15 protein-coding genes and 1 tRNA gene are annotated in these 19,650 nt (G+C 67.3%); 4 read left to right on the forward strand and 12 right to left on the reverse strand.

The genetic code is table 11. From position 1 onward, the window contains the following. Positions 1-17: 17 nt before the first annotated feature. Positions 18-2,231: an Ig-like domain-containing protein gene (locus ACYVGK_RS01520; protein ID WP_460731464.1), complete on the reverse strand. Its 2,214-nt coding sequence runs from the start codon at positions 2,229-2,231 to the stop codon at positions 18-20. 174 nt (positions 2,232-2,405) lie between these two features. On the opposite strand from ACYVGK_RS01520, the gene ACYVGK_RS01525 reads away from it, so the two are divergent. Continuing rightward, positions 2,406-4,568: a M66 family metalloprotease gene (locus ACYVGK_RS01525; protein ID WP_460731465.1), complete on the forward strand. Its 2,163-nt coding sequence runs from the start codon at positions 2,406-2,408 to the stop codon at positions 4,566-4,568. 27 nt (positions 4,569-4,595) lie between these two features. Here ACYVGK_RS01525 and ACYVGK_RS01530 read toward each other — a convergent pair whose 3' ends face one another. From ACYVGK_RS01530 to ACYVGK_RS01545, 4 genes are all read right to left on the reverse strand, one after another. Beyond that, on the reverse strand, positions 4,596-5,561 hold the full coding sequence (locus tag ACYVGK_RS01530; RefSeq protein WP_460731466.1) for a ribokinase: 966 nt from the start codon (positions 5,559-5,561) through the stop codon (positions 4,596-4,598). A 17-nt stretch (positions 5,562-5,578) separates the two neighbouring features. Continuing rightward, positions 5,579-6,844: a hypothetical protein gene (locus ACYVGK_RS01535; RefSeq protein ID WP_460731467.1), complete on the reverse strand. Its 1,266-nt coding sequence runs from the start codon at positions 6,842-6,844 to the stop codon at positions 5,579-5,581. Positions 6,845-6,965: 121 nt separating this feature from the next. Beyond that, entirely contained in the window at positions 6,966-8,855 is a 1,890-nt protein-coding gene (mnmG, locus tag ACYVGK_RS01540; protein WP_460731469.1) for a tRNA uridine-5-carboxymethylaminomethyl(34) synthesis enzyme MnmG, read from the reverse strand. Positions 8,856-9,407: 552 nt separating this feature from the next. Continuing rightward, positions 9,408-10,001 carry a hypothetical protein gene (locus ACYVGK_RS01545; RefSeq protein ID WP_460731470.1) on the reverse strand — a complete coding sequence of 198 codons (594 nt, stop codon included), beginning with the start codon at positions 9,999-10,001 and terminating at the stop codon, positions 9,408-9,410. Between the two features lie 150 nt (positions 10,002-10,151). On the opposite strand from ACYVGK_RS01545, the gene ACYVGK_RS01550 reads away from it, so the two are divergent. Together ACYVGK_RS01550 and ACYVGK_RS01555 are read left to right on the forward strand one after the other, a co-directional pair. After that, positions 10,152-11,153, forward strand: a complete 1,002-nt coding sequence (locus tag ACYVGK_RS01550; protein WP_460731471.1) for a pyridoxal-phosphate dependent enzyme — start codon at positions 10,152-10,154, stop codon at positions 11,151-11,153. 107 nt (positions 11,154-11,260) lie between these two features. Continuing rightward, a complete protein-coding gene (locus tag ACYVGK_RS01555) occupies positions 11,261-12,733 on the forward strand; it encodes an ArnT family glycosyltransferase (protein WP_460731472.1) in 1,473 nt (490 codons plus the stop codon). A 39-nt stretch (positions 12,734-12,772) separates the two neighbouring features. On the opposite strand, the gene ACYVGK_RS01560 is transcribed toward ACYVGK_RS01555, so the two are convergent. The 5 genes from ACYVGK_RS01560 to bioB all read right to left on the reverse strand — a co-directional run bounded on the left by ACYVGK_RS01560 (position 12,773) and on the right by bioB (position 18,059). Further along, entirely contained in the window at positions 12,773-13,777 is a 1,005-nt protein-coding gene (locus ACYVGK_RS01560) for a multidrug resistance efflux transporter family protein (protein WP_460731473.1), read from the reverse strand. 116 nt (positions 13,778-13,893) lie between these two features. Next, the gene (gene bioC, locus ACYVGK_RS01565) at positions 13,894-14,814 is read right to left on the reverse strand and encodes a malonyl-ACP O-methyltransferase BioC (protein ID WP_460731474.1); all 921 of its coding nucleotides are present in this window, start codon (positions 14,812-14,814) and stop codon (positions 13,894-13,896) included. A gap of 144 nt (positions 14,815-14,958) precedes the next feature. Next, entirely contained in the window at positions 14,959-15,720 is a 762-nt protein-coding gene (gene bioH / locus ACYVGK_RS01570) for a pimeloyl-ACP methyl ester esterase BioH (RefSeq protein ID WP_460731475.1), read from the reverse strand. Between the two features lie 79 nt (positions 15,721-15,799). Then, positions 15,800-17,008: an 8-amino-7-oxononanoate synthase gene (bioF, locus tag ACYVGK_RS01575; protein WP_460731476.1), complete on the reverse strand. Its 1,209-nt coding sequence runs from the start codon at positions 17,006-17,008 to the stop codon at positions 15,800-15,802. 1 nt (position 17,009) lies between these two features. Beyond that, a complete protein-coding gene (gene bioB / locus ACYVGK_RS01580) occupies positions 17,010-18,059 on the reverse strand; it encodes a biotin synthase BioB (protein ID WP_460731477.1) in 1,050 nt (349 codons plus the stop codon). A 121-nt stretch (positions 18,060-18,180) separates the two neighbouring features. Between bioB and ACYVGK_RS01585 the strand changes: the two genes are divergently transcribed. Next, entirely contained in the window at positions 18,181-18,921 is a 741-nt protein-coding gene (locus ACYVGK_RS01585) for a ComF family protein (protein WP_460731478.1), read from the forward strand. On the opposite strand, the gene ACYVGK_RS01590 is transcribed toward ACYVGK_RS01585, so the two are convergent. Both ACYVGK_RS01590 and ACYVGK_RS01595 read right to left on the reverse strand, forming a co-directional pair. After that, complete coding sequence (locus ACYVGK_RS01590; protein ID WP_460731479.1) at positions 18,918-19,430, reverse strand: Rid family hydrolase; 513 nt, start codon at positions 19,428-19,430, stop codon at positions 18,918-18,920. The two genes, ACYVGK_RS01585 and ACYVGK_RS01590, sit on opposite strands and share 4 nt — an antisense overlap. A 121-nt stretch (positions 19,431-19,551) precedes the next feature. Next, positions 19,552-19,628 (reverse strand) — tRNA-Arg (locus tag ACYVGK_RS01595). Between the last annotated feature and the right edge of the window lie 22 nt (positions 19,629-19,650).

A 19,650-nucleotide genomic window follows, 5' to 3' on the forward strand; every position in this document is an offset into this window, starting at 1 on the left:
GCCGGCCTGCTGTCATTTCAATTGCGATGCAGGCTGATCGGACCCATCGTCGTACGCGTCAGCGGCAGACTGGGGAAGCCGTTGGATTCGTACATCTCCTCGATGAAGTAGTACGCGCCGTCGGCGGCCGCCAGTGGCTTCCAGTGCTGGAACCTGACCGGGCACTGACCATCCTCGCTGTCGCAATAGCCGTGCGAGACCACCAGCTGATCGCCATCGTAGTACGGGTCAACGAGGTACTTGCGGAGCATCACCGCGTCGCTGTCGGTGGACCAGGCGAACCGATTGTCGTTGTGATTCCACGGCGAGGCGTCGTAAACCTTTTCCGACCCATTGCCGTCGATGTTGAAATCCAAGGTCCACGCGGTCATGGAGAACAGGTCCAGCGGCGCATGCTGCATGGAGCCGAGCACCCAGTGACCTGCCAGATCGCCAGCCGCGATCGTCGGTGCGCTGGCCGGCAGTCGAACCGACGCCTGGTAATGCGCCATCCGCCGGACTTCACCATTGACCTCGATCTGGCTCTCGGCGATCACGCCCGACGCCGCTGCGTTCTCATGGCTGATGCGCGTGTAGGTGGTCTCGATCGCACCACGGCGCGTCGAGATCGCGCCGGCGTTGGTCAACGCCCACAGGAACGTTTCGCCAACGGGCTGTGCCTGTGGCTGGCCGGCGCCGTCCAGGCTCGCACCCATGGCGTCGATCCCACCGTTGCCGGCAGCGTTGAAGGTGTGTACCTGGTAGTCGCAGAAGCCGAAGCCGGACACGAGATCGGCGCGCGGGCAGTAGACGTTCAACGTCAGTCGGCCGATCACTTCGTCGCGGGTGTAAGGCAGGTTCGGCAGCTGTTCGTAGGCGGCCCACATCGTGTACTGGACGGTCGTGCGATTCAGCTGCGGACGGTCGGGATAGACCAGGCGCACGGTGTCCTGCTGGAAGATCTGATCACCGCGATCGCCATCGAACAGCTTGACCCACTTGCGTTCGAGCAGATAACGCAATTGCTTGAGGGTGCCGAAGCGGGATACGCGCACTGGACCTTCGCGCAACAGGAAGTCCGCTTGGGGGGTGAACGTAGCCTGGCCTTCCTCGTCGTGGCCCGCCTGCAACGCCACTGTCGGGCGTGCGTATCCGTCGACGAAGTGATGGCCGCTGGCATCGACGTCATGGATCGAAACACTGCGGATGCCATCGACCGTCACGCGTTCCACGGCTTGATCCACCAGCACCAGCTTTCCGTCGTAGGCGTCCGCTTGCACCGGTACCGTCTGGCGAGCGTCCAGCGCGGCTTCCGGATAATCCACGCCGGCATCGGAAGACCACTCGCGGGTGATGCGACCCGGCTCGCTGACGTAGGCCAGCACGTCGGTGTCTGCCGGCAACGCGTATTCGCCGGTATCCACGACCTTCATGAAATCGGCCATCCAGAGCATCGAAGTCTGGTCGGATCCGAGGACCGCGGTCTCGAAGGCGAGATCGCTCGTCGGCAGCCCGCCGTCGGCGGCGCTTGCGTGTACGAGCTGAGCTGTCGACAGGAAGCTGACCGTGACCGCGTTGCTTTCGTTGCGCTCGAGTACGGCATCGCCGCCGGCCAATCGCCGGATGCGACCGACGCTGCCCAGGTAGCTCTGCAGGTGCAGGCCGGGACGATCGCCCGCCGCGCCGCGTGCTTCGAGCACGGCGATCGCAGCATCGTCGAAGGCGAAGAAATCGAGGGCATACCGGCCGTCTTCGGTTGCCACGGTGCTTTGGGTCTGGGCACCGACCCGCAATTCCACCGTCACTGCGCCGGTCTGGCCAGCCGCGCGAACGATCTGGCCGCGAATCGAAACCAGCGAGCCGATATCGACCGTGACCTGGCCGTAACGCGGCGGGCCTCCATGACGTGGCTTGGCGCGGTACTGGAACACCACACTGCCCTGCGCATTGGCCGGCGCCGTGTACACCGGCGCGCCATCGATGACCTGCACGCTGCCCTGGTTCGGTTGCGATACCGACATCAAAACCAGCGCATCGTCGATAGCCGAGTCGTTGGCCAGCACGTCGATCGCGACACTGCCGCCGGCGGCCACCTGTGCATGATCGGGTCGCAGTTCAAAGCTGTGCGGGTTGCCCGCGGCGACAGCCTGCTGCGTCTGCGCGTCACCGCCGAAGCCAGAGCCTGCGGCCCAGGCGGCTGCCGCGCACGCAAAAAAAACGCCGATCGCTCGGCGCTTCATCTTGAGTTCCATCCATTTCCCCAGGTTGCGCTGGATGAATCGTTCTTCCAGCCGGCTGGGATTATGCCGCGACTGCTTATGACGAGCTGAGCTTCGGTGATTGGAATCACATACCGGACGTGCGCCGCGCTGGCAGAGTTCGGCGCTTTGCGCCGCCGGCCGGCGGTTGCCCTGGGGAGCTTGTCGATGAAACGGATGTGTCTGGTCCGCAGCCTGATGCTCGGGTTGCTGGTGTCGCTGGGTATGGCCGCATGCGGCGGCGGTGGCAAGGGTGGCAAGACTCCTGGGTCCAGCGCGGCCCTGGCGGCACCCGCCAATCTTACGGCGACCGCAGGCGATGCACGCGTCAGCCTCAGCTGGAACGCGGTGAGTGGCGCGCGCGACTACAGCGTCTATCAGGCCAGCACGCGCGGCGGACAAGGCGCGACGCCGGTGCAATCGGGCATCAGCGGCACCAGCGTGACGCTGGCCGGCCTGAGCAACGGCGCGACCTACTACTTCATCGTGAAAGCAGCGAATGCCACGACCACGAGCGCTGCATCGAATGAAGTCGCCGCGACGCCGATGGCCGCCTTGCCCGTGGGAACGCTGGGTATCACCCGTCTCGAACTCGCGCAGACGCACGTCCTGCCCGTCGATGGATTGCGCTGGAGCCTGACCAATGCAAGCGAGAGCCTGCATCTGGTCGGACAACGCGAAGCGCTCGCATTGCTGACGCTGTCACGCACCGATGCGGCGAATGCGCAGCTGGAAGGTTGGCTCAGCGGTGCGCAATTGGGTGCAGTGCCGCTCGCCGCGCCAAGCCAGTTGCCGCGCAGCGAAGCGGGCGGGCCGCTCTATGCGAGCGATCGCTACAGCGCGAACGTTCCGGCGAGCTGGCTGCGGCCGGGCCTGCAACTGCGCGTAACCGCCGGCAACTATCAGCCCAGTGCGTTCCAGTCGCCGGAAGTCGGTGCCGACAGTCCGATGAGCTTGCGCGTGCTGCCGTTTTATCTGTTCGGCGCCACCGATGCGACCAAGCCCTTCGACCAGGTCGCCGTGCCTGATGCCGCGACCATCGCCGAGATGCGCGCCAAATGGCCGGTCGCGCGACTCGACGTCGCCAATCATCCCGCGCACCGCGCCAACTGGCCGATCCTGGTGAATCCGCCGCGCAACGGTGGTCCCGCCTATGTATTGCACAACGCCAGTGAGATGAAGGACGGCTTCGACGTGCTCCGCACCACGCATGGTGTCGTGCGCGGTCTGCTCGAAGCGAATGGCGAGGCGGAAGGTCCAATCCAGTACTACGCGCCGATCGTGATGGTGAACAACGTCGGTGCTCTCGCCAATGTCGGTGGCGGCATTGGCGGCAGCCGCGTCGGCACCGGCGATACCGCCTATCGCGGCATCTTCATCCATGAGCAGGGTCATGCGTTCGGTCTCCCACATCAGGGCGAGGCGTACGCGCAGGCGCGCTATCCGTACGTGGGCGGCAGCCTCAGTGGCTCGGCGTGGGGCTTCGACACCAATCGCCGAGAGCTGTTGCCGCCAATCGTGCCGACGACCGCCGATACTTACCGCAACTGCGCGACGGACACCTTCGCCGGTTATCCCCGGCAGAAGGACGCGCAGGGTCGCTGCATCAAGCAGGACCCGATGCAGAGCGGCTCGGGCGACCAGGCGCCCGAGTATCGCTTCGCGACGTTCTCCGATTTCAGTACCGCGATGATGCAGCGGTTCTTCGAAGGCCGGACCACGCTCGATGGCGGCAGCCATAGCTACGCCGGCGGTGTGATCGTGCGCGATGCTACGTATCCGGGTGGCTACCGGCGTTGGGACACGCTCGATCACAAGTGGGTCGATGTCGCACCCGCCACGACGGACAAGGGCTTGTACGGCTTCGACATGGGCTTGCCGGCGCAGCGCGACGTAGCGGTGCACGCGATCGTAGTCACCTACAGCCGCGCCGGCACGGCGGGCGCGTCGCAGATCTATCCGCCGCTCAGTTATGTCGGCAACCTGCGTCGCTACATCGATCCCACCGATACGACGCAACGCGCGAGCATCGTACCGAACACCGGCACCTATCCGTGGTACTGCCATGACGGCGGCTGCGACTTCACCGTGCGTGTGACCTACAGCAATGGCAGCGTGCGCCACGTGCTGCTGCAGAACGGCTTTCGCCCGTGGTTCCAGCCGACCGCGGAACCGCCGGCGAGCGCGGGCGACGCCAACGATGGCAACAGCTTCCGCACCTGGGTTGTCCAGGTGCCGGCGACCGCTGCGATAGCGAAGGTCGAGTTGCTCGACACGCCGATGGCATGGAACGGACTGCCGGCCAATCCAACGGTGCTCGCCAGTCGCTGAGTGCGCGCGGCCAAGCCGCGCCTGCGTTCAGGGCGTCGTGACCACGCCGCAATACGCGGCCAGCGCGTCCGTCGACGCGGTCAGGTCGGCGTCGGAGTCGGCGCGCGCGAGCAGTGCATCGACTTCCGCGCGCGTGGGTACGCTGGTCTGCGCGCCCAGGCGCGTGCAGGCAAGCGCGCCGGCGGCGCTCGCTCGGCGCAGGGCCTGGCCAGTGTCCTCGCCCGACGCCAGCGCGGCCACCAGCGTGCCGCAAAAGGTGTCGCCTGCGCCGGTGGTATCCACGGCGTCGACGCGATAGCCCGGCTGCAGCCATGCGCGGTCGGCGATGTGCGCGTAGCAACCGCGCGCACCCAGGGTGACCACTACGCCGGGCACCGCCAGGCGCGATACGCGCGCGGCGATCGAACCGTCCGCGCCGGTGAGCGCGGTCAGTTCGCCTTCGTTGACGATGAGCAGGTCGAGCGCGGACAACAACTCCGGCGACAACGGCGAGCGCGGCGCCGGTGCCGCGTTGAGCACCACCTGCGCACCGGCGGCACGCGCGGCGCGCGCCCAGGCCTCGACGCTGACGAGCGGGCTTTCCAGCTGCAACAACAGCGCCTGGATGCCGCTTACCTCGCGCAGATGTTCACCGCGCAGTTCCGCATTGGCGCCGGGCACGACGGTGATCGCGTTCTCCGCGTCATCGCCCAGGCAAATGAATGCCGTCCCGGTGGCCACCGGCGTGCGCACGATGTCGAGTTCGACACCGGCGTCGCGCAACGAGGCTTCGATCGGCATTGCCTGCGGATCGTCGCCCAGCGCGAGCAACATGCGCGTGGGCGCCCCACCGGCGCGCGCGCATGCGACCGCCTGGTTCGCGCCCTTGCCGCCGGGGAACGTGGCGAAGCCGTGACCGAGCACGGTTTCGCCCGGTGCCGGCACGTGCGGCGTGCGCACGACAAAATCGAGATTGGCCGAGCCGGCGACCAGTACGCATCCGCGTTGCTTCATAAAGTGACTCCTGCGACTCAGCGGGTGATCACGGCGGCATGCAGCTGCGGCTTGCCGGCGACGACATCGGTCCAGACCACGTGTGGCGTGCCTTCGCTCAGCACCAGTTGTGGCATGCCCGTGCCGCGCCCGCGACCCTGCAGCGTCGCCACTTCGATACGTTGCGGCGCGCCGGTGAGATCGGTGGAGTAGCGCGCCAGCTGCAGCGATTGCCCGGCAGCGGTTTCGCGCAACCACAACACCCACGCCGCGTCGCGGCCGAGCGCGACATCAATCCGTCCCAGCAGGGATTCGCCACGGTCGACCACGACCGGCGCGGCAAACGTATCGCCCGCATCGGACGAACGCGCGAGTTTGAGCGTCGGCATGTTGCCAGCGGCGGTGTACCAGCCCACCAGCGCTGCGTTGTCCTGCGCGGCGACGGCGGGACCGTTCACGGGACACGCGGGCATGATCCAGCGATCGGCATGCACGGCACGCGCCGGCGTCCATGCGCCCTGCTGCTGGCGTGTGATCGCGATGTCGCGCAGCTCTTCCGGCGTGCGGTCGCGATACACGAGCAGCGCGCCGCGCGCGCTCATCGCTGCGTCGGTCTGGCAGCAATCGCAGGTCATCGCATCCAGGCGCGTTTCGTCGTGGCGTTGCAGCCGCGCGTCGAACGTGGCGGCGCGCAGGGTCATCGCGCCGTTGCCCATCGCGTCGTGATGGGCGTGATCGGCGGCATCGTCGGCAGCCGCTTCACGACCATCGAGCCAGGCGATCCCCAGCGTGTCGCGCCCTGCCGGCCACAACGAGACGAAGCCATGTTCGGCGGCCTTGCCGTCGTCGTCGTTCACCGATACTGGTTGCGACCAGCTGCGCCCGCCATCGGCGGAACGCACCAGCATCACGTCATAGGCGTGACTGGCTCGCGCGGATGTCTGCAGCCAGTGCGCCCACAGCGCACCGTCCGGCGTGATCGCGAGGTGCGGGGTGTCGGCCCAGTTGATGAACCAGTCTCTGCCCGTGGCGATGGTTTGCGCTGCAGTCCAATGGCTATCGCTGAACGTCGCGAACTTCAGTGCGTGGCCATCGCCTTGTGATTCGATCCACGACAACAACAAATGTCCATTGCCGTCGCCCACCAGGTCCGGTTGGGAGCCGCTCGCTATCGGTGGCAGCGTCAGCGCTGCGATACGCAGAGGCGGCAGCGCGATTGCCGCAGATGTTGCCGGGGCCGGAGTCTTGTTGCAGGCGATCAGCGCGAAGGGAAGCAACAGCAGGGCACGAGCGAGAATCTTCATCCGCGCAGGGTAAGGCACCCGCGAACCAGCTGCACGACCGAGCGGGACGCCTGCGTAGTGCCGAGCCTGCTCGGCACGCTCTTGCCCTCAAAGCCGCACCACGCAGGCGCGGCGCTACGCACTACGCCACGCGTTCGCGCCGCTGGCGCGTGAGGTGCACCAGCAGCAGCGAAATCGCTGCGGGCGTCATTCCCGGAATGCGCTGCGCCTGCCCCACTGTCTCCGGCAGCACACGCTGCAGCTTCTGCGTCACTTCCGCCGAAAGACCACGCACCGCGGCGTAATCGAAATCAGAGGGAATCGCGGTGTTCTCATGGCGCTGCTGGCGCTCGATCTCCTCGCGTTGGCGATCGAGATAGCCGGAGTACTTCACGCCGATCTCGACCTGCTCGGCTACCGCGGCATCGAGTTCGCCCGGGCCGAGCGAGGCGATTTCCATCAGCCTGGCGTAGTCGAGCTCGGGGCGCTTGAGCAGGTCGCGCGCGCTGGTCTCGCGGCTGATCTCGATGCCGAGGGTGGCGTTGATCTCGCGACCGAGCGCGTTGTTCGGGGCGGCCCAGATCCCGGCCAGGCGCGTGTTCTCGCGCGCGATCGCTTCGCGCTTGGCATCGAAGACGCGCCAGTGCATCTCGCTCACCAGACCGAGGTCGCGACCCACCGGGGTCAAACGCAGGTCGGCATTGTCCTCGCGCAGCTGCAGACGGTATTCGGCGCGCGAAGTGAACATGCGATACGGCTCGGACGTGCCGTGGGTGATCAGGTCGTCGACCAGCACGCCGATGTAGGCCTCGTCGCGACGCGGCGACCAGCCTTCGCGATCCTGCACGTGGCGCGCGGCATTGATGCCGGCGAGCAGGCCCTGCGCGGCGGCCTCCTCATAGCCGGTGGTGCCGTTGATCTGGCCGGCGAAGAACAACCCACCAACCGCCTTGGTTTCCAGGGTGGACTTCAGCCCGCGCGGATCGAAGAAGTCGTATTCGATCGCGTAGCCGGCACGGGTGATGTGCGCGTTCTCGAAACCACGGATGCTGCGCACCAGCTCGAGTTGCACGTCGAACGGCAGCGAGGTTGAGATGCCGTTGGGATAGATCTCGGCGACGGTGAGGCCTTCTGGCTCGACGAAGATCTGGTGCGAGGCCTTCTCAGCGAAGCGCACCACCTTGTCTTCGATCGACGGGCAGTAGCGTGGACCGATGCCTTCGATCTGGCCGGTGTACAGCGGCGAGCGGTCGAGCGCGCCGCGGATGATGTCGTGGGTGCGCTCGGACGTATGGGTGATCCAGCACGAGACCTGCGCCGGGTGGTCGGCGTGCGCGCCGAGGAAGGACATCACCGGACGCGGATCGTCGCCGGGTTGTTCCTCCATCACCGAGTAGTCGAGCGTGCGGCCGTCGATGCGCGGCGGCGTGCCGGTCTTGAGCCGGTCGACCACGAACGGGCCTTCGCGCAGCTTGTGCGCCAGCGCGACCGCGGGCGGATCGCCGGCGCGGCCGGCGGCATAGGTGGTTGGTCCGATGTGGACCTTGCCGGCGAGGAAGGTGCCGGCGGTGAGCACCACGGCGGGGGCGGCGAACTTGAGTCCGGTCTGGGTGACCACGCCGGTCACCTTGCCGTGTTCGAAGACGATGTCATCGACCGCGGACTGAAACAGAGTGAGGTTGGGCTGGCTCTCGACCGCGCGGCGGATGAAGGCGCGGTACAGCGAACGATCGGCCTGGCAGCGCGTGGCGCGCACCGCCGGACCCTTGCTCGCGTTGAGGCGACGCCACTGGATGCCGGCGGCGTCGGCGGCACGCGCCATGATCCCGCCGAGCGCGTCGATTTCCTTGACCAGGTGGCCCTTGCCGATGCCGCCGATGGCCGGGTTGCAGCTCATCGCGCCCACGGTTTCGACCGAATGCGTCAGCAGCAGGGTGCGCGCGCCGGCGCGTGCCGCGGCCAGCGCGGCCTCGGTGCCGGCGTGGCCACCGCCGACCACGATCACGTCGTATTGGTAGAAAGACTGCGACAAGGACATGCACCACCCGCTGGGGAACGGGATTTTACTAGAGCAATCAGTGGCTTGTTGGAGCCAGGACTAACGTCCGGTCGGACGGGGCGCAAAAGTTGGCACGCTTCGTGCGACATCTTCCCTGCACCACGCGGGGCAGGCGCTAGACGCCGGCCGGATTTGGAACAGGGGCTGGCCAAGCGCTCGCGGGGGACGCACAGGGGTCGAATGTCGGGGGACGTTCGACCCCTTTTTTATTTCTCGGGGCCGGGAGTGTGAACCCGGTCACGGGCCGGGTTGGTCTGACCGCGAATTCGGCGGGTCAAGGCGGACCCGCGGGGCGATGCTTCGACTGCTCGCCGGCGGGAAGGAGCCGGCGTCCAACGAAGGCGGAACAGGGGGGATCCGTGATTCTCCGTCGGACGCCGACATCGGCACTTGCCACCTACCGCTGAGCCCGCAACGTCTAAATACGACGCAACCGGTCAGTGGTTGCAGCTTGCCGTCACCCGCGGGACCGCGCAAGCGGTTTTGTACCCGGTTCTGTGACGCAGTCCTCCGCTGTGCTACGTGTCATAGCTCCTGGTCGGTCGAATGACGGCGGCGCTCGTCCTGGCGCAGGGTCCGGTCCTCTTTGCGCTCGCTGCGGGCCTCGCGACGCGGGGCCGGTGGGAACATCCGCGGCGACGGGATCTGCGCACGCTGGCCACCCGACGTGTCATCGGTGCGACGCGGCGTGTAGTCACGCGGCGGATTGTTGTCGTGCCGGCCCGGGCTCGGGCGCGGTTGCATGTCCGGCGGCAGCGGGCCCGGCGTTCCGGTTACGGGCGGCCGCGGCCTGTTACGGTCGTTGCGGTAGTCGGGGTCGTTGCGGTAATCGCGGTCGTTGCGATGATCACGGTCGTTGCGATGATCGCGGTTGTAGTAGTACGGGTACCCGCCGTGGTACGGGTAATTGTTGTAGTAGTAGCTGTTGTAGTGTGGGCTGTACGGGTAGTAATTCGGGTAGTAGCCGTAGGGATAGGAGCCGTACGGATAGCCGTAGTCGTGGTAGCGGTATTCGACGCCCGGCTGGCCGTAGTAGTAGCCGTCGCGATAGCCGTAGTCGGTGACACAGCCACCGAGCAGCCCTACGAGCAAGGCGGGAAGAAGGAGTTTGCGGATCATGACGGACGCCCCCAAGGTGTGTGCGCCAGCTTCGGGCCGCCGCTTTGAACTCGCGCTTAATTCGGCCGGCCCCGAAAAGGTGGTGCGGGTCCGTTCAGCGCAGCGGCATGGTCTATCCGAAGGGCGCCCACTGGCCCTAGCATCTGCATGATGAGTATTGCCCCCGACCTCGCCTCGTCCGCGCCGTCCGCGCTCGACCTGCCAGGCTTCGACGACATCCTGGCTGCCGCGGCGCGTATCGCCCCGCACATCCACCACACCCCGGTACTGCGGTCGCGGTCGCTGGACGCACTGGCGGGCTGCGAGCTGCACTTCAAGGCCGAACACCTGCAACGCGTGGGTGCGTTCAAGTTCCGTGGTGCCTGCAATGCGGTGTGGTCGCTGCCCGATGCGGTCGCGCCGCGCGGCGTGGTCACGCACTCCTCGGGCAACCACGGTGCCGCACTGGCGCTTGCCGCGCGTACCCGTGGGATTCCCTGCCATGTGGTGGTGCCGGACAACGCGGTGGCCGCCAAGGTCGCGGCGATCCGCGATTACGGCGCGACCCTGCATTACTGCGCGCCGACCATTGCCGCACGCGAAGCGGCATGTGCGCAGGTCCAGGCCGATACCGGCGCGGAACTGGTACATCCCTATACCGATCCGCGCGTCATCGCGGGGCAGGGCACGGCGGCACTGGAGTTGCTCGGTACGGACCGGCGCTTCGATGCCCTGGTTACGCCGTTGGGCGGTGGCGGTCTGCTGGGCGGCACGGCGATCACCGCGGCGGCGGTATCGCCCGCGACCCGCGTGTTCGGTGCCGAGCCCTCCGGCGCTGCCGACGCGTACCAGTCCCTGCAACGTGGCGAGCGCGTCACCGCCTTGGTGCCGGACACGGTCTGCGACGGATTGCGCGGCCTGCTCGGCGCGCCCAACTTCGCCCTACTGCGCGAACATCGGGTCGAAGTGTTGCTCGCCGACGATGCCGCCACGCTGCGCGCGCTGCAGCTGTTCTGGCAGCGCACCAAGCAGTTGATCGAGCCCTCGTCGGCAGTGGCGCTCGCCGCGATCCTGGGGCATCGCGAACGTTTTGCCGGCCAGCGTGTCGGCGTGATTCTTTCGGGTGGCAATATCGATCTGGAAGCGCTGGCGGCCCTACTCGCCACACGCTGACATTGGGTGCGGCAAGACCCGCCACACCCTGTCCGGATTGCAGCATGTAACGAAGTCGTCGTCGGTACCGCACTAGAGTTCGCGCCTTTCCTCCGCCGTGAGGTCGCATGCTCCGCTTCCGTCCGTCGAACCGGTTTACTGCGTATTGGATCGCCGCCATGGCGATCGTGCTGGCATTCGGATTCCTCGGCACGCGCGGGATCTGGGATCCCGATGAAGGCCGTTACACCAACGTCGCATTGAACATGCTCGACAGCGGCGACTGGTTGAATCCGCGCCGCAACGACGAAGTCGGCCACTGGACCAAGCCGCCGCTGACCTACTGGGCGATCGCCGGCAGCGTGGCGACCTTCGGCCAGAATTCCTGGGCCGCGCGCCTGCCCTCCGCGCTCGCATACCTGCTGTGCGTATGGCTGGCCTGGCGCATCGCGAAGCGACTGGTACCAGGAAGCGAGGTCACCGCGGCGATCGTGTACGCGACGATGCTGTTCACCGTCGGTGCGTCGCAGCTGATCACCACCGACTATGTGCTGGCGGCCTGTGTCGGCGTGGCGATGTGGGCATTCGTCGAAGCGCGCTTCGACGGCGAGCGCCCGAAAAGGTGGACGCTCCTGATGTGGGTCGCCTTCGCCTTGGCCTTCCTCACCAAGGGGCCGCCGGCGCTGGTGTATCTGCTGTCGGCACTGGCCTTCGACCAATTGATGCCGACGCGCCGGCGCAGCCGGGTGTTCCAGTGGTCGGGACTCGTGCTGTTCGTGCTGCTTGCGCTGCCCTGGTACGTCGCGGTGATCGCCAATCACCACGGCCTGTTCCGTTACTTCGTCGGCGACGAAGTCATTAATCGCGTCACGACCAACGAATTCGGTCGCAATGGCCAGTGGTACGGCTGGCTGCTCGTATACGCGCCGACCCTGCTGCTGGGCACGCTGCCGTGGACGCCGGCGTTGTGGCGCTGGGCACGCGTATTACCCGCGCACGTGCGTGGCTGGCGTGATCCACGTGTCCGCGAGCGCGAGGCGCACGCGCTGCTGCTGGCGCTGTGGCTGCTGCTGCCGCTGCTGGTGTTCTGCATCGCGCGCTCGCGCTTGCCGCTGTACATCCTGCCGTTGTTCCTGCCGCTGGCCCTGGTCATCGCGATCCAGCGTGCCGCGCAGCCGCGCGAGCCGCGTTGGCTCCGGCTCGGCGCATGGGTGGCGCTGCTGTTGGCGTTGAAGCTCGCGATCGCGCACTGGCCCACGCACAAGGATGCGTCCGAATGGGCACGCGCAATTCGCGAACGTGCAGGCGGGCCCGTACGCGAAGTGCTGTTCGTTGAAGACATGGCCCGTTATGGCCTGCATCTGCATCTCGATGCGCAGATCGAGAAGATCTCGCTCAACCCGCGCCCGCAGGCGCGCTTCAATCCGGTCTACGACGAGTCGCTGGCGCAGGAATTGCGGGAGCACGAGCCGGAGGCAATCTGGATCTGCAAGCAGTCCTTGTGGCCGCAGGTGCAGCAGCGCTTCGCGGCCCAGGGCTATCGCGCGCAACCGCTGGGAACGCCGTATCAGGGACGCGTCGTGTTCCGTGCGATCAAGTGAGGTTGCGGCCCCGCTTCGCGGAATGAAGCGTGCAATCCACTACGCGCCGCGATCGCTGCGCAGTTCCTGAGTGGCGTGCTTGTCGCCTGCGGCCGCGCGCGCCGCCACCAGGCTGAAGGCGACGATGCCGGCAATTACGATCACCGCGCCCCACAACGCCCGCCCGTGCGGCCAGGCTTCGCCGAGCCAGAGCACACCGATCAGCGTGGCGAACAGGATTTCCGCCGCCTGCATGGCTTCGGCCGCGGCCAGGCCGGTCGGATCGTTGCGCACCATGCCGGTGGCCTGGAAGAACAGCACCGTGGCGATCACGCCCGCACCGAGCGCTACGCCGGCCGCGAGCGCGATCTGTCCTGCGGGCGGCGCGCCTGCCGTCGCGAAGGCATACGCCGCGACCGCCCACCACCACGGCTGACTCGCGAGGGTCATGCCGAACACGCGCTGCGTCGCGTTGAGTTCGATGCCGCTGCGTTCCAGATGCAGCAGCAGGCCGCGATTGCCGAGCGGATAAGCAAAGGCGCTTAGCGCGACCGCGCACAACGCCGCCCAGGCGCCCCGGTCGAGATGGCCGCCACCGTAGCCGACCTGCATCAGCAGCACGCCGCAGATCACCACCATGCCCGCGCCGAGCGCCGGCAACGGAATGCGTGCGCGTGCATCGTGCTTGTCGCGATACAGGAAGGGCGCGCACAGCATTCCCGCGATGACGGTGAGCTGGAAGGTGCCTGCGACCAGCCACGATGGCCCGCTGGCCGCGGCATAGCTCAACAGCACATAGAACAGACCGAAGCCGATGCCGCTCCAGAGCAACCAGGGGCCCGGATGCGCGCGGATCGCGCGCCACACCGGCGCCACGCCACCCTGCCATGGCATCACCACCAGCATGATCGGCAGCGTGATCAGGTAACGCAGCGTCGCCGTCCACGCCCAATGCCCGCCGCCGCTGACCGCCGCGCGATTGAGCACGTAGGTGCAGGTGAAGAACAACGCCGACAGCAGCGCGATGGCGACGGCGAGGAGGACGCGGCGGGAATGCGAGGTCATGTCAGCAATCCGCCCCAGCGAACTCAAAGCGCCGATACGACCGATGCCGCGCGCGCGGCTGGCAACGGCGAACAACCGCTTGAGGTCGTGTTACAGGGCGTGACATGACGTTCAACCTAGCGTCGCCGCACCGGGATCGCGCTGATCGGCACGCGCACTTCGTCGACGCCGCCCACGCGGATCGGCGCGCCTGGCGGCGGGCCCCAGGCATGGGCGCTGATTACTTCCCAGGTCGCGGGCAACCGGCCGTCGCGGCGCAGTGGTTCATACGCCTGGGCGGCCCGGGCGAAGCGCTCGCGCCCGGTCAGACTGCGGCGACGGGTGTTCAACGCGTTGGTCGCGCCGAGCGTGCGCAGCTCGCGCATCAGTTCGCCGAGCGTTTCGTGCTGCAGGCGGAATTCATCGCGATCCAGCACTGGATCCTTGAAGCCGGCCGCAATCAACGCATCGCCGAACTGCGCGATCGTCGCGAACGGGCTCACGTGCGGTGCGCTGTCGGCATGGCCGAAGGCGTCGCGCAGTTCCCACAAGGTATCGGGGCCGAAGGTCGACAACACCATCAAGCCGCCCGGCTTCAGCACGCGGCGGAAGCCGGCAAACACCGCCGGCAGATCCTCGATCCATTGCAGGCACAGATTGGAGAACAGCACGTCGACGCTGCCGTCGGCCAGCGGCAGTGCGCGCGCATCCGCGCACACGGCTTGCGGGCGTTGCTTGAACGGGCGCCAGCCGCCGGCGTTGTGTTTTGCTTCGCGCAGCATCGGCAGGGCGAGATCGAGCGCCAGCACCTGCGCCTTTGGCCAGCGCTGCTGCATCGCCACCGCGGCATGGCCGGGGCCGCAGCCGATATCGAGCACCAGCTGCGGCGCGCGCGGCTTGCCGCCGTTCGCCTCACGTTGCGCGCGTTCGTCGAAGTAATCGAGCGACTCGAGCAGGCGCGCGGCAACTTCGCGTTGCAGCGCGGCGGCGTCGTCGTAGTGGTGCGCCGCGCGCGAGAAGGCGCGGCGGACCTGGCGGTGATCGAACAATTCGCTCATGCCATCACCGATAGCGCCGAACGCGCTTTGTAGAGCCGAGCTTGCTCGGCTGCTGTTGTTGCTGTTGTTGCTTTGAATCGCCCCGTGCCGAAGAGCAAAGGCAGCCGAGCAAGCTCGGCTCTACAAAGCGCACGAGGTGTCGCATCACAGCGCCTCCATGAATGTCACGATCTGTGCGGCCACTGCATCCGTCGCGCCGAGAAACGGCGCATGCCCGGCATTGGCGATCACCACGCTGCGCGCGTTCGGCGTCAGCGCCGCGGCGGCCGGCATCGCGCCCGCAGGCACGAGACGATCGCGGCGACCCGACAGCCACAGGCTGGGCACGCGCAGCATCGGCAGCTCGTCGCGCGTGTCGAGGCGATCGAGCAATTGCAGGCCTTCCAGCAGCGTGCGCGCGGCCGGTTCGCCGCGTTCGAAGGCCTGGGTACGCAGACTGCGCAATTCCTCCTGCGCATGCGCAGAGCCCAGCGCTTCCAGCGCAAGGAAACCTTCCAGCGTGCCGCGGAAGTCCTTCGCCAGCGCGTCGCCGAAATCGCGGAACAGTTGCGCGCCGACGCCGTGGGACCAGTCTTCGCCGACCACGAAGCGCGGCGACGAGGCAATCATGATCAACCCGCGCACCGCATGTGGATGATCGAGCGCCGCGCGCAATGCGAACTGACCGCCCAGCGACCAGCCCAGCCACGCCGCGTCGGGAACGCGTGCGACCAGTTCGGCGGCAAGCGCTTCCGGTACCAGCGGCGTTTGATCCTCACGCGCGAAGCCGTGTCCCGGCAGGTCGATCAGGTGCAGGGTGTAACGATCGGCGAGACGATCGGCCAATGGCCCGAACAGCCCGCCGTGCATCGCCCAGCCGTGAATGAGTGCGAGCGCGGGACCCTGTCCGCGCGATTCGATGTACATCGTGGTTTCCTTGCGGGCGCTGCGTCCACGCGCTCGCTTGATCGCGGCCGCTTCATGCGGCCGCGGCAATCAGGCTGGCTTAGCGAAGCATCTCGGCGACACGCGCCTCGGCCTCGGCCTTGTCGCGCGCGCGACTCAGTGCATCGATCAGGCCGTCGACATCGGCGTGCGTATGCAGTGCCGACAGGGTGACTCGCAGGCGCGCGCGACCTTCCGGTACCGTCGGCGGACGAATCGCCGCGACCCAGTAGCCGCGTTGTTCCAGCGTCGCCGACATCGACAGCGCACGGGTGTCGCTGCCGCACATCACGGGCTGGATCGGCGTGTCCGAAGGCAGCAGCACGAGCCCGCCCTTTTCGGCGCGTTCCTTGAAATGCGCGATCAGGTCGTAGAGCTTGCCGCGACGCCAGTCCTCGGCGCGCGCCAGCTTCAGCGCCGCAAGCGTCGCCGCGGCCTGCGCCGGCGGCAGCGCGGTGGTGTAGATGTACGGACGCGCGGTCTGCGCGAGGTGTTCGATCAGGTCGGCATCGCCGACCACCGCGGCGCCGTAACCGCCCAGCGCCTTGCCGAGCGTGACCAGCTGCAGCGGCACCGCGTCCACGGTGAGCTGCGCCTCGGCGACGCTGCCGCGCCCGTCCGGGCCGACCACGCCGATGCCGTGCGCATCGTCGACATACATCAGCGCCTTCTGCACGCGCGCCGCCAGCGCGAGTTCGCGCAGCGGAGCAACATCGCCGTCCATGCTGAACACGCCGTCGGTGGCCAGCATTGCCACGCCGTCGGCGGATTCCCGCATCAGGCGCAATGCTCCACTGGAATCGGCGTGCGGATAACGACGCAGCTTGCAGCCGGACAAACGCGCGGCGTCGATCAGGCTTGCGTGATTGAGCCGGTCCTGCACGCAGATGTCACCATCGCCGAGCAGCGCTTGCATGACGGCGAGATTGGCCATGAAGCCGCTGCCGAACAGCAGCGCGCGCGGTGCGCCCAGCCAGTCGGCGAGTTCCTTCTCCAGCGCTTCGTGCAGCGCGTGATGGCCACACACCAAGTGCGACGCGGTGCCACCGGCACCCTCGCGCGAAGCCGCGTCCTGCAGCGCGTTGATCACGGCGAAGTGCTGCGACAGGCCGAGGTAGTCGTTGCTGCAGAAATTCAGCAACTTCTTGCCATCGACCTCGACGCTCGCGCCATCGCGATGTGTGACGGCACGCAGCACGCGCACGCGCGAAGCGGCGATGCGTTCGGCCTTCGCTGCGGCAATGCGATCACGCCAGGACGCACGTGCCATCTCAGGTCACCGCGCAAGGAATGGTTTTTTCGCGAACCGTCGGGTTCGCTTCGAGAATGTCTGCGTGCACGGTCTCCCCCTGTTCAATGACCGGCATGGGCACCAGGCCCAGCCGGCCGAACAATGCCATATCGCGCTCGGTGTCGGGGTTGCCGGTCGTCAGCAATTTCTCACCGTAGAAGATCGAATTCGCACCGGCCAGGAAGCACAGCGCCTGCAGCTCATCGCTCATGCTTTCGCGGCCGGCGGAGAGGCGGACCATCGATTTCGGCATCAGGATGCGCGCAACTGCGATCGTCCTCACAAATTCGAACGGATCGAGCGTCGCGGTACCGGCGAGCGGCGTGCCTTCGACCTGCACCAGGCGGTTGATCGGGACCGAATCCGGATGCGCCGGCAGGTTGGCCAGGGTCTGCAACAGGCCCGCGCGCTGTTCGCGCTGTTCGCCCATTCCGACGATGCCGCCGCAGCAGGTCTTCATGCCGACGTCGCGCACGTGGCTGAGCGTGTCGAGGCGGTCCTGGTACTCGCGGGTATGGATGATCTCGCCGTAGAACTCCGGCGCGGTGTCGAGATTGTGGTTGTAGTAGTCCAGGCCGGCGTCTCGGAGCGCGCGTGCCTGTTCACCCGAGAGCATGCCCAACGTCGCGCAGGTTTCCAGGCCCAGCGCCTTCACCTCCGAGATCATGGCCGCGACCTTCGGGATGTCGCGGTCCTTGGGCGAACGCCATGCCGCGCCCATGCAGAAGCGGCTCGCACCGGCGGCCTTGGCCTGCTTGGCCTTATCGAGCACCGCTTCGGTCGACATCAGCTTCGTGGCGTCCACGCCGGTGTGGTACCGCGCGGCCTGCGGGCAGTAGCCGCAGTCTTCCGGGCAGCCACCGGTCTTGATCGACAGCAGGGTGCTGACCTGGACCTGGGCGGGGTCGAAGTGGGCGCGATGCACAGTCCCGGCGCGGTGCAGCAGCTCGGGGAAGGGCAGGTCGAACAGGGCGCGGACTTCCTCGCGGCTCCAATCGTGGCGCAGGGGCATTTCGCTGACAGCGGACATGGGGGTTTTCCGACAGACGTGGGCGGACTGGGCGGGCAGTCTGGAAATCATGACCCGCCCTGTCAACCAAGTGTGCCCTGATCGAGTTGACAGCTCCCTGGCCGACCCGTCGGGGCTAGCATTGCAGGGCCTGCAACAGCGCCTCGGGCATTGGCTTCGGGTCGATGCGGCCCGTCTGCTCTGGCCGAACCAGTGCCTGGTCTGCGGGGCGCCGGGGCTGGAAGGACTGGACCTGTGCGCGGCCTGCGCGGACGACCTGCCCTGGAACTGCTGCGCCTGCCCGTGCTGTGCCGTGCCGCTTCCGGTCCCGGCGGTCTGCGGCGATTGCCTGCGCCGGGAAGCCACCCTGGGTCGACGCGGTCGCGCCCCGGCGCTGGACGGTGTGTACGCCAGCTTCGTCTATGCCGCACCGCTCGATCGTCTGCTGCCGCGCTTCAAGTTCCACCGCGACTTCGCCGCGGGCGCCCTGCTCGCGCAACTGATGGCGGAGTTCGCTGCGGGGAGGCCGCGGCCGGAGGCGGTGATTCCGGTGCCGTTGCACCGCGCACGGCTGCGGCGCCGCGGCTACGACCAAGCACTGGAATTGGCCCGCCCCCTGGCGCGCGCGCTGGATCTGCCGTTGCGCGACGACCTGCTGCAACGCGTCCGACGCACCGCGCCGCAGTCCGAACTCAGCGCCGCGGCCCGCCGCCGCAACCTGCGCGGCGCCTTCGCGGTGCAGGCAAGCGCGTCGTTGCCGGATCATGCGGTGCTGATCGATGACGTGATGACCACCGGCGCCACGTTGTGGGCCGCGGCCGCCGCACTCAAGCGTGCCGGCGTGCGGCGCGTGGATGCGTGGGTATGCGCCCGCGTGCCTTAAGGCTGTCCGGATTCCTGCGGCTTGGGAATCGCGACTTTCGCCGCCCGCCCCGAGCCGATGATGGCTTCGGCGCGGATTTCCATCGGCGCGCCTTCCGAATACAGCGCGCTCGTGCCTACCGCCGTCCAGGCCGGATAGCGGTCGTGGAAGAATTCGGCGTGCACCTTTTCCACGGTCGCGAAGCGCGCGCGGAACTCGTCGTGGTCGCGGGCCAGGTGGAAACTCTGCAGTTCGACCACGTCCTCCATCGTGGCGCCCGCGACTTCCAGATGCCGCTTGAGCTCGGTGAATGCCCAGCGGATCCGGGCTTCTTCGGTATCGCCTTCCAGCGCCGGGATGCCGGACACGATCACCCGGTCGCCGATCTTCATGACCGGCGTGTAGTGGATGCTGTAGTACGAACCTTCCCAGCCTTGCGGAGCGAGGTGTTCGCGCGGGGGCGTCTGCGCGCAGGCGTTGCTGCCCACTGCGGCCAGCAGCATCAGGACGATCGAGGGAAACGGCTGCATGGCCACTCCGGCGCGGCGACAAGGGAGCGTATTGCCGCACAGTCGCAGGCCGGGCGCTTTCGCCTTTGTTGGCGCGATCGGATCGCGCCAACAAAGAAGCATGCGAGGCATGCAGGGAAGATGGCGCGCCCGGAGGGATTCGAACCCCCGACCAATGGCTTCGGAAGCCACTACTCTATCCGGCTGAGCTACGGGCGCAGTGCAGAACCGCGCGATGCTG

The organism is Lysobacter tyrosinilyticus (assembly GCF_054779815.1).